General features: G+C 41.9%; 15 protein-coding genes. 11 read left to right on the top strand and 4 right to left on the bottom strand.

All coding sequences use genetic code 11. The annotated features are described in order from the left end of the window. The first annotated feature begins 65 nt into the window (after positions 1 to 65). Positions 66 to 1763: an NAD-dependent malic enzyme gene (locus tag AC52J8_RS17450; protein WP_005079543.1), complete on the top strand. Its 1698-nt coding sequence runs from the start codon at positions 66 to 68 to the stop codon at positions 1761 to 1763. 44 nt (positions 1764 to 1807) lie between these two features. Here AC52J8_RS17450 and AC52J8_RS17445 read toward each other — a convergent pair whose 3' ends face one another. Next, positions 1808 to 2728, bottom strand: a complete 921-nt coding sequence (locus AC52J8_RS17445) for a Dyp-type peroxidase (protein ID WP_014208122.1) — start codon at positions 2726 to 2728, stop codon at positions 1808 to 1810. A 158-nt stretch (positions 2729 to 2886) separates the two neighbouring features. Between AC52J8_RS17445 and AC52J8_RS17440 the strand changes: the two genes are divergently transcribed. Next, positions 2887 to 3513 (top strand): LysE family transporter, encoded by a 627-nt coding sequence (locus tag AC52J8_RS17440; protein WP_005804759.1) that lies wholly within the window; start codon positions 2887 to 2889, stop codon positions 3511 to 3513. A gap of 1 nt (position 3514) precedes the next feature. On the opposite strand, the gene znuB is transcribed toward AC52J8_RS17440, so the two are convergent. Genes znuB through AC52J8_RS17425 form a run of 3 tightly spaced genes read right to left on the bottom strand, consistent with a single transcriptional unit; the run spans position 3515 to position 5586 of the window. After that, positions 3515 to 4324, bottom strand: a complete 810-nt coding sequence (znuB, locus tag AC52J8_RS17435) for a zinc ABC transporter permease subunit ZnuB (protein ID WP_086398785.1) — start codon at positions 4322 to 4324, stop codon at positions 3515 to 3517. A gap of 3 nt (positions 4325 to 4327) precedes the next feature. Beyond that, entirely contained in the window at positions 4328 to 5116 is a 789-nt protein-coding gene (gene znuC, locus AC52J8_RS17430; RefSeq protein WP_086398784.1) for a zinc ABC transporter ATP-binding protein ZnuC, read from the bottom strand. Continuing rightward, positions 5089 to 5586 (bottom strand): transcriptional repressor, encoded by a 498-nt coding sequence (locus AC52J8_RS17425; protein ID WP_002114130.1) that lies wholly within the window; start codon positions 5584 to 5586, stop codon positions 5089 to 5091. Before AC52J8_RS17425 ends, znuC begins: the two co-directional genes overlap by 28 nt. Positions 5587 to 5713: 127 nt before the next feature. Between AC52J8_RS17425 and AC52J8_RS17420 the strand changes: the two genes are divergently transcribed. The 9 genes from AC52J8_RS17420 (at position 5714) to atpD (ending at position 13453) form a co-directional block, all read left to right on the top strand. Further along, complete coding sequence (locus AC52J8_RS17420) at positions 5714 to 6553, top strand: metal ABC transporter solute-binding protein, Zn/Mn family (RefSeq protein ID WP_002114115.1); 840 nt, start codon at positions 5714 to 5716, stop codon at positions 6551 to 6553. Positions 6554 to 6723: 170 nt separating this feature from the next. Beyond that, entirely contained in the window at positions 6724 to 7122 is a 399-nt protein-coding gene (locus AC52J8_RS17415) for an ATP synthase subunit I (RefSeq protein ID WP_005072004.1), read from the top strand. A gap of 104 nt (positions 7123 to 7226) precedes the next feature. Continuing rightward, positions 7227 to 8102: a F0F1 ATP synthase subunit A gene (gene atpB, locus AC52J8_RS17410; RefSeq protein WP_002114072.1), complete on the top strand. Its 876-nt coding sequence runs from the start codon at positions 7227 to 7229 to the stop codon at positions 8100 to 8102. Between the two features lie 84 nt (positions 8103 to 8186). After that, on the top strand, positions 8187 to 8432 hold the full coding sequence (gene atpE, locus AC52J8_RS17405) for a F0F1 ATP synthase subunit C (RefSeq protein WP_000424060.1): 246 nt from the start codon (positions 8187 to 8189) through the stop codon (positions 8430 to 8432). Between the two features lie 38 nt (positions 8433 to 8470). After that, positions 8471 to 8941 (top strand): F0F1 ATP synthase subunit B, encoded by a 471-nt coding sequence (locus AC52J8_RS17400; RefSeq protein ID WP_001024691.1) that lies wholly within the window; start codon positions 8471 to 8473, stop codon positions 8939 to 8941. 12 nt (positions 8942 to 8953) lie between these two features. Further along, the gene (locus tag AC52J8_RS17395; protein WP_002114070.1) at positions 8954 to 9490 is read left to right on the top strand and encodes a F0F1 ATP synthase subunit delta; all 537 of its coding nucleotides are present in this window, start codon (positions 8954 to 8956) and stop codon (positions 9488 to 9490) included. Between the two features lie 46 nt (positions 9491 to 9536). Beyond that, on the top strand, positions 9537 to 11081 hold the full coding sequence (gene atpA / locus AC52J8_RS17390) for a F0F1 ATP synthase subunit alpha (protein WP_002114049.1): 1545 nt from the start codon (positions 9537 to 9539) through the stop codon (positions 11079 to 11081). A 77-nt stretch (positions 11082 to 11158) separates the two neighbouring features. Continuing rightward, positions 11159 to 12028 carry a F0F1 ATP synthase subunit gamma gene (gene atpG, locus AC52J8_RS17385; protein WP_002114131.1) on the top strand — a complete coding sequence of 290 codons (870 nt, stop codon included), beginning with the start codon at positions 11159 to 11161 and terminating at the stop codon, positions 12026 to 12028. 30 nt (positions 12029 to 12058) lie between these two features. Next, positions 12059 to 13453 (top strand): F0F1 ATP synthase subunit beta, encoded by a 1395-nt coding sequence (atpD, locus tag AC52J8_RS17380; RefSeq protein WP_002114045.1) that lies wholly within the window; start codon positions 12059 to 12061, stop codon positions 13451 to 13453. Positions 13454 to 13465: the final 12 nt, after the last annotated feature.

The raw sequence follows: 13465 nt of genomic DNA, 5'->3' as shown, positions 1-13465 counted from the left end.
AAAGAGTTTTAGAGACCATACAAAACGTGTTTTTCTCTACTCTAAGCTGGAAAATGAGATAGGCAATGATATCAGGACACCCAAGTAAACATCCCCTTTATATTCCATATGCAGGTTTTACACTTTTAGAGTTACCACTCTTAAATAAAGGTTCGGCTTTCACTGAAGAAGAAAGAAGTAACTTTAACTTACACGGTTTACTCCCCCATATTATTGAAACTATTGAAGAGCAGAGCCAGCGCTCTTATCAACAATATTGCGCTTTTACTGATGATATCAATCGACATATCTATTTGCGTAATATCCAAGATACCAACGAAACCTTGTTCTATCATTTAATCGAAAATCATCTTGAAGAAATGATGCCGATTATTTATACCCCAACAGTGGGTGAGGCATGTCAGCGTTTCTCTGATATCTATCGTCGTCATCGTGGTGTTTTTATTTCATATCCAGATCGTGATGTGATTGATGATATTTTGCAGAACGTAAATAAAAATAATGTAAAAGTCATCGTGATTACTGATGGTGAACGTATCCTAGGTCTTGGTGACCAAGGTATTGGCGGAATGGGGATTCCTATTGGAAAACTTTCACTTTACACCGCTTGTGGTGGGATTAGTCCAGCTTATACATTACCAATCACAATTGATGTAGGGACGAATAATCCACAATTGTTAAATGATCCGATCTATATGGGTTGGCGTCAGCCACGTATTAGTGGCGATGAATATTACGCATTTGTCGATATGGTGATTGAGGCTGTGAAGCGTCGTTGGCCAAAAGCGTTAATTCAGTTTGAAGATTTCGCACAAAAAAATGCGATGCCGCTTTTAGAAAAGTATCGAGATAAAATTTGTTGTTTTAACGATGATATTCAAGGAACAGCAGCGGTATCTGTAGGTAGTTTGATTGCTGCAAGTCGTGCAGCAGGCAAGCAATTAAAAGATCAAACAATTGCTTTCTTAGGCGCGGGTTCTGCGGGATGCGGTATTGCGGAACAAATTATTGCTCAAATGGTTGCTGAAGGTCTGACTGATTCTGAAGCGCGTGCTCGCGTTTATATGGTAGACCGTTTTGGTTTGATCACTGAGAATCAGCCAAACTTGCTCGACTTCCAACGTAAGTTAGCACAAAAAGCTGAGGTGGTTGATCAGTGGGGCAATATTGAAGAAGTGATTTCACTACTTGATGTTGTTAAAAATGCGAAGCCTACAGTGTTAATTGGCGTTTCTGGTCAGCCAGGCTTGTTCACAGAAGAAATCATTAAGACCATGGCGGCGAATTGTGAACGCCCAATTGTCATGCCATTGTCTAACCCAACTTCACGTGTTGAGGCTGTGCCAGCAGATATTGTAGAGTGGACTGAAGGTAGAGCGTTAATTGCAACAGGTAGCCCGTTTGCTCCTGTGAATCATCACGGCAAGCTTTATAATATTTCTCAGTGTAATAACTCGTACATTTTCCCGGGCATTGGGCTGGGTGTGGTGGCATCGGGTGCTAAACGCGTTACTGAAAATATGTTAATGGCTTCAAGTAGTGCTTTAGCGAATTGCTCGCCATTACTAAAAGATCCGCAAGCTGATTTATTGCCACCTTTGGGTGAAATTCAGCAAGTCTCTAAAGTGATTGCATTTGAAGTTGCCAAAGCTGCAATGGCAGATGGCGTGGCAGTAACGATTAGTGATGATTTGCTACAGCAAAAAATAGATCAATCATTCTGGAAGCCAGAATACCGTAAATATAAGCGTATTCCTTTCTAAGATTAAGAACGTAAAAAGAGGAGCTTAAGCTCCTCTTTTTTATTTTAGTCTTCTAAAACTTCTTCTAGTAACTCTTCACTTGGTGCAAAGTAATATGCGCCGTCTAGTGGTGTCACGAAATGCAATAAGCGGTCATGGATACCATCTCCACTTGTACCAAACATACGCTTTAACATGGCATCAATAATGCTCAGGTCTTTAGTATAAGCAATGAAGAATAAGCCTTGATCGCCTCGGCCGTCGCCATAAGGCAGACTATGACGCAAGATTTCCATTTCTTCGCCTTCGTCATCTTCAACGACAGTACGGGCAACATGGGCATTTTCTGGTTTAACGTCATCATCAAGTTCAATTGACTCAAGCTTAGTACGACCCATGACATTTTCTTGAGCATCAACTTTTAGTTTTTTCCATTTTTCTAAGTCGTGTGCATAGCGCTGTGCAAATATGAAACTGCCATCAGCAAAAACTCCAGCACTTTCTGGGAGTAGGGCTGTTTCCGCGCGGTCATCTGGAAATTGAGGGTTTTCAGTACCATCTATAAAGCCAGTAATATCGCGACCATCGAAATAACGGAAGCAAACACGCTCATCAAGAACTTCAACTTTATCTTTAATACCTTCAAAAAATGCTTGGCTTAATGCAAAACAAATATCAGAACGCATACTAGCAATATGGATGAGGACATCAGCGGGAACGGCTGGCATGTTGAATGCGCCGTTTTCTGGTTCAAGTTGTTTAAAGCCAGCAGGAGATTGACTGTAAAGTTGCTTCCAAAGTTCTGGACCAAAAGCGACTGCTGTTTTAATTTGCGCGTCTGAATGCTGAGTAATGAGACGGTCGCGTGTTTCAAACAACGCTTCGAGTTGTTCTTTTAATTCATCAATTGATAAGTCTTTTAAACGAAGAACAATAAATCGGGCATGATCTGATGGCAACGGCAAAATGACAGATTGAGCAGTCATTGGAAGGTATCTCCTCAATTATAATTTAGTATGAGCTTTAATTATTGTGCCTGATGCGAAGAGCGGTTAGTAGTCTATTTCTTGATTTTATTGTTTGAATTCTCATCAATATAGTTTTATAAAACAGTATAATTCCACTTTTATTGTCTATTTTTACTATGTCTTTGCAAGTTTGGTTTGCTTATATGTTGGCCTGTTGGGTCATTAGTATCTCTCCGGGTGCGGGAGCTATTGCCTCAATGTCGAGTGGTCTAAACTATGGTTTTAGACATGGTTACTGGAATGCAATCGGTTTGCAAGTTGCCTTAGTGCTTCAAATTATGGTGGTGGCAGCAGGTGTCGGGGTCTTATTTGCAACGACTCCTTTAGCTTTTCAGGCTGTTAAATGGTTCGGGGTAGCCTATTTATTGTATTTGGCCTATCTGCAGTGGACAGCACCTGTAAAAGATATAGAAATTCAACAAGAAAAAAGAGATAAGTCTGCTTTAGCTCTGCTATTAAATGGTTTTGTGGTCAATATTAGTAATCCTAAAGCGATCGTATTTTTATTGGCGGTTTTACCGCAGTTCTTAGATTTAAGTAAGCCTCAATGGATACAATATCTAATTATGGCGGCTACTATGATTACGATCGATTTGATTGTAATGGCTGGATATACGGGGCTGGCATCCAAGGTTTTAAGATTACTTCGATCCCCTAGACAACAAAAATATTTAAATCGGGGCTTTGCTGTGATGTTTAGCTGTGCGGCTTTATTATTGAGCACAGTTCATCAGGCGTCCTAACTCAGGCCGCCTGTGTCTGATTTTTTAGTTTTTGAGTTATAAAAATAACAGCAAAACTTAATGCCATACATAAAACAATACTAAGACCTGTAGAGATATTAAGTGCTGCACTTGACCATAAACCGACACTAACACCGAGCTGGGCTAACACGAATGCCCAAATAACCATTTGCTTTGGTGAGTTTGCTAGTAGGCGAGCGCTTAAAGCTGGTATTACGAGTAATGCACCCATTAGCAAAGAACCTACAGCACGTAAAGCTAAAACTGTAAATAAAGCCAATAACAGCATAAAAATAAGGCGTTGCCAGTTTGCATTCACCCCTTCACTAATTGCGATATCCGGATCAATTGCAAACTGTATTTGTGGCTGCCAAAAATGGTAAAGAATTACGAGTGATATCGCAATAATTAGAGTGAAAACAGGAAGATCTGGCCAATCAATACTAAGTAAATCACCAAACAAATAACTTAAAAGCTCTGGTCTTAAACTTGGAACATGTTGAATAAATAGTAAACCGCTACAGAGTAAAGTCGCTGAACATAAGGCTAGTAGAGCATCATTGGGTAAACGGTTGTCATGTAAAGCCCATAAAACGCCTACCAGTAAAACCGCTGTACCTGCAACACCAAGCCATAATGGAAGACTTAAAGCTCCCGCAATAGCTACCCCAAGTAGTGTTCCGTGCGCCATCGTGTCAGCAAAAAAAGACATGCGTCTCCAAAGCATTAAACAACCCAGGGGTGCGGTTAAAAATACTAGCAGAGTTCCCATAATCCATGCGGGTAACAATAATTGTAACCATTCCATCATGGCTTAAGCTTCCGGTTCTGGGTGAATGTGAGGACGGTCATTATGAGGGCAGGGGTGTGCAGCATCACCGTGAGCACAATGGTCATGATGATGTTGATAGAGAACCCTTTGAGTTCCAAATATTGCCTGATATTCAGGGTGTTGTTGGATATTTTCGGGTAGTCCACTACAGCAAATATGTTTATTTAAACACACTACACGGTGTGTTCCTTGCATCACCCATTGTAAGTCATGAGAAACAATTAAGATCGCGCAACCATATCGTTCTGGCAGACTGCGAACATAATCATAAAGTTCTGCTTCTGACTGAATATCTAAGCCTTGCATGGGTTCATCAAGAACTAAAATATCTGGTTGGCGAAGTAGAGCGCGAGCCAATAGTACTCGTTGGCGCTCTCCACCAGAAAGTTGTTGTACTTTTGATTGTTGTAACTTTGAAATACCTGTGTCTTGAATAATTTCCTGACGCAGGGCAGGGTTGCATTTTTCTAAATCAAGAAGGTCCTGAACACGTAAAGGAAGGCTGTGTGAAGGATTAAACTTTTGTGGCACATAAGCCATTTTAAGTTTTTTATGATTGATAACACGCCCGCTACTCGGCTGGAGAATACCGAGTAGAACTTTAATCAGTGTTGATTTGCCTGCACCATTGGGTCCAATTAAAGACACAATTTCATTTTGATGTAGGGCAAAATCAACTTTCTTTAATATATCCCGATCATCACGATGAACAGAAACCTGCTCAAGCTGAATTAATACAGGATTTAAGGAGTTGTGCGGCACTGTTGGCATTTCCCCGAAATTTCAATAATGCTGTGTTGAGCCACGAAGTCATCTGAAGCTGCAAGCTGGTCAAGCTGGTGTGTGAGGCCTTGAGAAGAAGCTTCTTTAACCATATGACATTCGGTGCAAATCAGGAATGCTGCTTGATGGCCTTCACGCGGGTGGCAGCAAGGAATATACGCATTAATAGAAGTTAGGCGGTGAATGAGGCCTTTTTCTAATAAAAAATCTAAAGTCCTATATACAGTTGGAGGCGCAGCAGGGCGATCAGTTTGACTTTTTATACGTGCCAATAAGTCATAGGCACCCATTGGACCCGATGCATTTAAAATGAGTTCCAGAACTTCTTTGCGCAAAGGTGTAAGGCGTGCGCCAGTCGCAGAACATAAACTTTCTGCTTCAGCTAAACGGCTTGCGACATTATGGTGATCATGCACACCATGCAAAGAATCATGATGTTCATGCGAGCAGGAACTCATAGGGATAACCTCGAATTTTTAACGGAATATTAGCATGAAGCGATGCTTCATTCGATTAATCTTAGGTATTTTTGTAACTTTGTTATATTATAACATGCTTCGAGCTAATTTAAATTGATGGTCTGTCATGTTCCGTTTTTTTGTTTTCAGTATGTTCTCACTTTTGAGTACGTTAGGGTGGAGTCAGGGTTTGGTGGTTTCTACACACCCGATTTATCTGATTGCAAAAGAAGTCACTCAAGGGGTCGAAGAACCTCAACTCTTATTAAAGGGACAAACTGGGCATGACGTACAATTAACTCCAGCGCATCGTAAAGCAATTAATGATGCGTCTTTGGTGATTTGGTTGGGTAAAGCGCATGAAGCGCCCTTAAATAAATTATTAGGTAATAATAAGAAGGCGATTGCACTATTAGATAGTGGCATTGTTTCTGTTTTACCTCAGCGAAGTACACGCGGTGCAGCTTTACCTAATACAGTAGATACACATGTGTGGTTAGAGCCCAACAATGCAGTTCGAATTGGTTTCTTTATTGCTGCTTTGCGCTCTCAGCAACACCCTGAAAATAAGGCAAAGTATTGGAATAACGCCAATGTGTTCGCTCGTAAAATGTTCCAGGCAGCACAAGCTTACGATAGTTCAAGTAATGGCAAACCGTATTGGGCATATCATGATGCCTATCAATATTTAGAACGCTCACTAAACTTAAAGTTCGCTGGTGCTTTAACAGATGATCCTCACGTTGCACCAACAGCAGCTCAAATTAAGTATCTTAATGATAGTCGACCAAAAAATCAGATGTGTTTGTTGGCAGAGAGTTTTACCACTAAGAGTCAATATCAAAAATTAGGTAACATTACTTTTCAACCAGTAGACGAGAGCATGAATAATGAGGATGATTTCGTCACTGCATGGAAGAAACTGGCTATAAAAACAGATAAATGTGTATTAAGTACGCAAAAGTAAGATAAAAAGTAAACAAAGGCTGACTGTAGCGTCAGCACCACCTGTCATGAAAAACCCCGACTAAAGTCGGGAAAAGATTGCATGTTCAGGGGTGTAACTCTATAATGCCTGCGATTAAAAGCGATCATCAGCTAAACTTGTCAAGCATTTATGCTGTGAGTGGATAAATAATGAGCCAAACTAGTCGCTTGATTGACCGACGATTAGCAAAAGCTTTGGTCTTCTTACAAGCATGTATGATCCCTGTTTCCGCACTTGTGGCGTGGAGCATAAAAGACATGACAGCAGCATTAAGTGCGGCACTTGGTGCGTTGGTCTGCTGGCTTGCTACGGGTTATTTTTCGTGGCAATCCTTCAGAACAGCAGGTGCACGAGCATCAAAACAAGTGCTGTCTAACATGTATAGGGGCATGTTAGGCAAATTTGCAATCATGATCGTTGGATTTATTTTGATTTTGAGCAATGTTAAACCTTTATCACCGTTAGCATTGCTGTTTGGTTTTATTCTCGTTCAGGCAATGTCGTGGGTCGCTCCGTTTTGGGTGTCACGTCTACAAAAACGGGTGTAGAAACAAGAAGAATTGAAGATTTTTTGGAGGGTGGCGAGATATCGACAGTACGCCGATGTTCGTTTCCCTTCTTTTTAGTAATTGACATTGACCAGGTGTGATTTATGGCTGCTGAAGAACATGCCCTCACTTCGACAGAGTATATCAAGCATCACTTGACCAATATGACCTATGGCAAAATGCCAGACGGTACATGGAAATTGGCTGAGACTGCTGAAGAAGCTCATTCGATGGGGTTCACTGCAATTCACTTGGATTCAATGGGTTGGTCAATTGGCCTTGGTGTGATTTTCTGTTTGATGTTCTGGATCGTTGCGAAAGCTGCAAATGCAGGTGTTCCAACTAAATTCCAGTCAGCAATCGAAATGATCATTGAGTTTGTTGACTCAAGTGTCCGTGATACTTTTCATGGCAAATCACGTTTAATCGCTCCGCTTGCACTCACTATTTTCGTGTGGATTTTCCTCATGAACTTAATGGACTTGATCCCAGTTGACTGGATTCCTCAAGTTGCAGCGTTTGTAGGTGCAAACGTATTTGGTATGGACCCTCACCACGTTTACTTCAAGATCGTTCCATCTACAGATCCAAACATTACTTTAGGTATGTCTTTATCTGTATTTGTACTTATCTTGTTCTACAGCATCCGCGAAAAGGGTGTTGGTGGTTTCGTTGGCGAGTTGGCACTTAACCCATTTAACCCAAGTAATCCAGTTGCAAAAGCGTTGCTTATTCCAGTGAACTTGATTTTGGAATTGGTAACATTCCTTGCTCGTCCGATTTCATTAGCTCTCCGACTATTCGGTAACATGTATGCCGGTGAGTTGATCTTTATCCTAATTGCTTTATTGCCGTTCTGGATTCAATGGGCGTTGTCTGTGCCTTGGGCGATCTTCCACATTCTTGTAATCACGTTGCAGGCATTCATCTTTATGATGCTTACCATCGTTTACTTGAGCATGGCAAGCGAAAAACATTAATGGTATTGCCTAACTATCAAATGATGGTTGGGCTGAATTTTTTTAATTTAATTTGGTAATAACCTAACCTCTGAGGAATTTTTCATGGAACTCACTTTAGGTCTAGTTGCAATTGCATCTGCTATCTTGATCGCTTTCGGTGCTTTAGGTACTGCGATTGGTTTTGGTCTTTTGGGTGGTCGCTTTTTAGAAGCTGTTGCTCGTCAACCAGAATTGGCTCCACAACTTCAAACTCGTATGTTCTTAATCGCGGGTCTTCTTGATGCTGTGCCTATGATCGGTGTTGGTATTGGCTTGTTCTTCATCTTCGCTAATCCATTTGTAGGTTAATCATCTTAATTCCTAAATCCACTATTTGAGGAATTGCAATGAATATCAACCTCACATTGATTGGTCAAGCGATTGCGTTTGCATTCTTTGTTGCATTCTGCATGAAGTTTGTTTGGCCACCACTAATCAATGCGATTAGTGAGCGTCAGCGTAAAATCGCTGATGGCTTAAATGCAGCAGAAAAAGCGAAAGCTGACCTTGCCGATGCACAAGCGCAAGTTAAGCAAGAACTTGATGCAGCTAAAGCACAAGCGGCTCAATTGATCGAACAAGCGAACCGTCGTGCAGCGCAATTGATCGAAGAAGCTCGTACTCAAGCTGCGGCTGAAGGTGAGCGTATTCGTCAACAGGCTAAAGAAGCTGTTGATCAAGAAATCAATTCTGCTCGCGAAGAATTACGTCAACAAGTAGCTGCTTTGGCAGTAACTGGTGCAGAAAAAATCCTGAACCAGCAAGTTGATGCAGAAGCTCATAACGCCATGCTGTCTCAGCTGGCTGCTAAACTTTAAGCGAGGCGAATTATGGCTGAACTCTTGACGTTGGCACGTCCGTATGCCAAAGCAGCATTTGCTTATGCTTCTGAGCAAGGTGCAACAGACAATTGGTCGAATGCGTTACAAGTGCTCAGTGCTGCGGTGCAAGACGAAGCATTTTCCGCTTATTTAAATCGCCCTGAACTTACTCCTGCGGAGCAAGTGAAGCTTTTTGCTAAAGTTTTAGGTGAAGATCAATCTCAAGCAGTGTCTAACTTTTTGACACTTCTTGCAGATAACGATCGTTTAATGCTGTTACCTGAAATTGAAGCAGAATATGAACAGCTTAAATCACAGAATAACAACAATGTGGATGTCGTGATTGAATCGGCTTTCCCGTTAACTGCTGAACAAGAGCAACTGTTGAAATCTGCTTTAGAAAAGCGTTTTAACAGCACAGTAACTGTTTCAGTTGAAGTTAAACCTGAGCTTATTGCAGGTGTTGTAATTCGTGCAGGCGATCAAGTGATAGATGATTCTGCGCTTAACAAGCTTGAAAAAATGCGTACTCGTCTTCTTGCATAATGCAAATGATGAAGACTGAACTAATAAAAGATTGAGGAATAGCGCAATGCAACAACTGAATCCATCCGAGATCAGTGCGCTCATTAAACAGCGTATCGGAGATCTGGACACCAGCGCGACCGCTAAAAACGAAGGTACCATTGTTATGGTATCCGACGGTATCGTGCGCATTCACGGTCTTGCTGATGCAATGTACGGTGAAATGATCGAATTCGACGGCGGCTTATTTGGTATGGCACTGAACCTAGAACAGGATTCAGTGGGTGCCGTTGTTTTAGGTAACTACCTAAGCCTTCAAGAAGGTCAAAAAGCTCGTTGTACAGGTCGTGTATTAGAAGTTCCAGTTGGTCCTGAACTTCTTGGCCGTGTTGTCGACGCTTTGGGTAACCCAATTGATGGTAAAGGCCCAATTGATGCGAAATTAACTGATGCTGTTGAAAAAGTAGCACCAGGCGTAATTTGGCGTCAATCTGTAGATGAACCTGTTCAAACTGGTTATAAGTCAGTTGATACAATGATTCCTGTTGGCCGTGGCCAACGTGAGTTGATCATCGGTGACCGTCAAACTGGTAAAACAGCGATGGCGATCGATGCGATTATCGCTCAGAAAAACTCTGGCATTAAATGTGTATACGTTGCGATTGGTCAAAAACAATCAACAATTGCAAACGTTGTGCGTAAGCTAGAAGAAACTGGCGCTATGGCGTATACAACTGTTGTCGCTGCTGCGGCTGCTGATCCTGCTGCAATGCAGTACTTAGCTCCGTACTCTGGCTGTACAATGGGTGAATACTTCCGTGACCGCGGTGAAGACGCTCTTATTATTTATGATGATTTGTCTAAGCAAGCTGTTGCTTACCGTCAAATTTCATTACTTTTACGTCGTCCACCAGGTCGTGAAGCGTATCCAGGTGACGTATTCTATCTTCACTCACGTCTTCTTGAACGTGCTTCTCGTGTATCTGCTGACTACGTTGAGAAATTCACTAATGGCGCAGTAACTGGTCAAACTGGTTCTTTAACTGCATTGCCAATTATTGAAACTCAAGCAGGTGACGTATCTGCATTCGTACCAACGAACGTAATTTCGATTACTGACGGTCAGATCTTCTTAGAAACATCATTATTCAACGCAGGTATTCGTCCTGCTGTGAACGCGGGTATCTCTGTATCTCGTGTTGGTGGTTCTGCTCAAACTAAGATCATCAAAAAATTGTCTGGTGGTATCCGTACTGCTTTAGCACAATACCGTGAATTGGCTGCGTTTGCTCAGTTCGCTTCTGACCTTGACGAAGCAACTCGTAAGCAACTTGAACATGGTCAACGTGTAACTGAGTTAATGAAGCAAAAACAATATGCTCCTTACTCAATTGCTGACCAAGCTGTTTCTGTTTATGCATCTAACGAAGGCTACATGGCTGACGTAGAAGTTAAGAAAATCGTAGACTTTGATGCTGCGTTAATTTCTTACTTCCGCTCAGAATATGCTCCGTTGATGAAACAAATCGATGAAACTGGTGATTACAACAAAGACATCGAAGCAGCAATCAAAGCAGGTATTGAAAGCTTTAAAGCGACTCAAACTTACTAAGTTTAGTTTTAGTTAAGTTTGGTTCACGGATCAACCTTCGGAAGCTCGAAAGAGCTTTCGAATACTAGGTTAAGCGTATGGCAAATTTAAAAGAAATTCGCGCCAAAGTAGCTAGTATCAAGAGCACGCAAAAGATTACTCGCGCGATGCAAATGGTAGCTGCTTCTAAAATGCGTCGTGCGCAAGAGCGCATGGCTCAGGGCCGTCCGTATGCCGATAATATGCGCCGTGTAATTGCTCACTTGGTACAAGCAAACCCTGAATACAAACACCGTTATATGGTTGACCGCCCAGTTAAGCGTGTTGGCTATATCGTAGTGTCTTCAGATCGTGGTTTGGCAGGTGGCTTGAACATTAACTTGTTCAAGAAAGTTGTGCAGCATGTCAAAGCACAACAACAGCAGTCAATTGAAGTTGAATTTGCTTTAATTGGTCAAAAAGCGGTTTCGTTTTTTAAGAATTACGGCGGTAAAGTGCTCGGTGCAACTACCCAACTTGGCGATGCGCCGAGTTTGGAACAGTTAACTGGCTCAGTCCAAGTTATGCTTGATGCATTTGATAAAGGCGAATTAGATCGTATCTATCTCGTATCAAATGGCTTCGTTAATGCAATGACTCAGCAGCCTAAAGTAGAACAACTTGTTCCTTTAGCACCAGCAGAAGAAGGCGATGATCTCAACCGTACTTATGGTTGGGACTATATCTACGAACCAGAAGCAGAAGAATTGTTAAATGGTTTGTTGGTTCGCTATATCGAGTCTATGGTTTATCAAGGTGTGATTGAAAACGTTGCATGTGAGCAGTCAGCTCGTATGGTCGCGATGAAAGCAGCGACAGACAACGCAGGACAATTGATTAAAGACCTACAACTCATTTACAACAAGCTGCGTCAAGCCGCGATTACTCAGGAAATTTCCGAGATCGTTGGCGGTGCCGCTGCCGTTTAACATTATTAAGTTTGAATTGAGGAGACAGCAATGAGTAGCGGTCGTATCATTCAGATCATCGGCGCGGTTATCGACGTCGAGTTTGAGCGCAATAGCGTTCCTAAGATCTATGACGCTCTCCAAGTTGACGGTACTGAAACTACATTAGAAGTTCAGCAACAGCTTGGCGATGGTGTTGTTCGTACCATCGCAATGGGTTCTACAGAAGGTCTTAAACGTGGCCTTAATGTAACTAGCACAAATGCACCGATTTCTGTTCCAGTAGGTCCAGCTACGCTTGGTCGTATCATGGACGTTTTGGGTCGCCCAATTGATGAAGCAGGTCCGGTAGCGACTGAAGAGCGTTTGCCGATTCACCGTCAAGCACCTTCTTATGCTGAACAAGCAGCTTCTACAGATCTTTTAGAAACTGGTATTAAAGTAATTGACTTACTTTGCCCGTTCGCAAAAGGTGGTAAAGTTGGTCTATTTGGTGGTGCTGGTGTTGGTAAAACCGTTAACATGATGGAGTTGATCAACAACATCGCGAAAGCTCACTCAGGTTTATCTGTGTTTGCTGGTGTTGGTGAGCGTACTCGTGAAGGTAACGACTTCTATCACGAAATGAAAGATTCTAACGTTCTTGACAAAGTAGCAATGGTCTACGGTCAGATGAACGAGCCACCAGGTAACCGTTTACGCGTAGCGTTAACAGGTTTGACTATGGCTGAATACTTCCGTGATCAAAAAGACGAAAATGGTAAAGGTCGTGACGTATTATTATTCGTCGACAACATCTACCGTTATACACTTGCGGGTACAGAAGTATCAGCATTGTTAGGTCGTATGCCATCTGCGGTAGGTTACCAACCTACACTTGCAGAAGAAATGGGTGTTCTTCAAGAGCGTATTACATCTACTAAATCTGGTTCGATCACATCGATCCAAGCAGTATATGTACCTGCCGATGACTTAACAGATCCATCTCCTGCAACTACATTTGCTCACTTAGATGCAACAGTAGTATTGAGCCGTGACATCGCATCTTCTGGTATCTATCCAGCGATCGATCCACTTGACTCAACTTCACGTCAGTTAGACCCATTAGTTGTTGGTCAAGAGCACTATGAAATTGCGCGTGCAGTACAAAACGTATTGCAACGTTATAAAGAGCTTAAAGACATCATCGCAATCTTGGGTATGGATGAATTAGCTGAAGAAGATAAATTGGTTGTTTACCGTGCGCGTAAAATCCAACGTTTCTTCTCTCAACCATTCCACGTAGCTGAAGTGTTTACTGGTGCTCCTGGTAAATTAGTACCGCTTAAAGAAACGATTCGTGGCTTTAAAGGTCTATTAGCTGGTGAATACGATCACATCCCAGAACAAGCGTTCTATATGGTTGGTGGTATTGACGAAGTGATTGCTAAAGCTGAGAAACTCTAATTTAAGGAGATC

This window comes from Acinetobacter sp. S-1 (assembly GCF_059579785.1).
This window is presented reverse-complemented; position numbering and strand designations above follow the sequence as displayed.

What these genes read in the sequence shown, in the direction of transcription:
- AC52J8_RS17450 (WP_005079543.1), top strand. Translation starts at nt 66, where the DNA reads ATGATATCAGGACACCCAAGTAAACATCCCCTTTATATTCCATATGCA.
- AC52J8_RS17445 (WP_014208122.1), bottom strand. Translation starts at nt 2,728, where the DNA reads ATGACTGCTCAATCTGTCATTTTGCCGTTGCCATCAGATCATGCCCGA.
- AC52J8_RS17440 (WP_005804759.1), top strand. Translation starts at nt 2,887, where the DNA reads ATGTCTTTGCAAGTTTGGTTTGCTTATATGTTGGCCTGTTGGGTCATT.
- znuB (WP_086398785.1), bottom strand. Translation starts at nt 4,324, where the DNA reads ATGATGGAATGGTTACAATTATTGTTACCCGCATGGATTATGGGAACT.
- znuC (WP_086398784.1), bottom strand. Translation starts at nt 5,116, where the DNA reads ATGCCAACAGTGCCGCACAACTCCTTAAATCCTGTATTAATTCAGCTT.
- AC52J8_RS17425 (WP_002114130.1), bottom strand. Translation starts at nt 5,586, where the DNA reads ATGAGTTCCTGCTCGCATGAACATCATGATTCTTTGCATGGTGTGCAT.
- AC52J8_RS17420 (WP_002114115.1), top strand. Translation starts at nt 5,714, where the DNA reads ATGTTCCGTTTTTTTGTTTTCAGTATGTTCTCACTTTTGAGTACGTTA.
- AC52J8_RS17415 (WP_005072004.1), top strand. Translation starts at nt 6,724, where the DNA reads ATGAGCCAAACTAGTCGCTTGATTGACCGACGATTAGCAAAAGCTTTG.
- atpB (WP_002114072.1), top strand. Translation starts at nt 7,227, where the DNA reads ATGGCTGCTGAAGAACATGCCCTCACTTCGACAGAGTATATCAAGCAT.
- atpE (WP_000424060.1), top strand. Translation starts at nt 8,187, where the DNA reads ATGGAACTCACTTTAGGTCTAGTTGCAATTGCATCTGCTATCTTGATC.
- AC52J8_RS17400 (WP_001024691.1), top strand. Translation starts at nt 8,471, where the DNA reads ATGAATATCAACCTCACATTGATTGGTCAAGCGATTGCGTTTGCATTC.
- AC52J8_RS17395 (WP_002114070.1), top strand. Translation starts at nt 8,954, where the DNA reads ATGGCTGAACTCTTGACGTTGGCACGTCCGTATGCCAAAGCAGCATTT.
- atpA (WP_002114049.1), top strand. Translation starts at nt 9,537, where the DNA reads ATGCAACAACTGAATCCATCCGAGATCAGTGCGCTCATTAAACAGCGT.
- atpG (WP_002114131.1), top strand. Translation starts at nt 11,159, where the DNA reads ATGGCAAATTTAAAAGAAATTCGCGCCAAAGTAGCTAGTATCAAGAGC.
- atpD (WP_002114045.1), top strand. Translation starts at nt 12,059, where the DNA reads ATGAGTAGCGGTCGTATCATTCAGATCATCGGCGCGGTTATCGACGTC.